Origin of the sequence: Pseudomonas psychrophila HA-4 (assembly GCF_000282975.1) — a bacterium.
Classification (GTDB): Bacteria; Pseudomonadota; Gammaproteobacteria; order Pseudomonadales; family Pseudomonadaceae; genus Aquipseudomonas; species Aquipseudomonas psychrophila_A.
The window spans coordinates 1-321 of sequence record NZ_ALJC01000033.1 but is presented as its reverse complement, the minus strand read 5'-3'; the positions used below and the strand labels follow the sequence as shown (position 1 = coordinate 321).

The following is a 321-nucleotide window of genomic DNA, read 5'->3' as shown; positions in this document are numbered from 1 at the left end:
CAACCAGCGGGTTTTCCAGCAACTCACGGTCGAGCAGATCATTGCCCAGCTCCTTGAAGAGCACGGCATCTTCAACAATGCCGTCACCTTCAAGCTCGACACGACCTATCAGGCCCGCGATTACTGCGTGCAGTATCACGAAACCGACCTGCACTTTATCCAGCGCCTGTGCGAAGAAGAAGGCATCCACTACCACTTTCGCCACAGCGCTCAAGGCCATCACCTGGTGTTTGGTGATGGCCAAAGCGCCTTCGCCAAACTCGAACACCCCGTGCCTTGGCACAGCGGCAGCGGCCTGGTGCCTGAAGAACCGGCAATCAG

1 protein-coding gene is annotated in these 321 nt (G+C 57.6%); it reads left to right on the top strand.

Annotation, left to right across the window (positions count from 1 at the left end; genetic code table 11):
• A partial coding sequence (locus tag B347_RS0104600) for a contractile injection system protein, VgrG/Pvc8 family (protein ID WP_019408536.1) occupies positions 1 to 321 on the top strand: 321 nt, incomplete at both ends.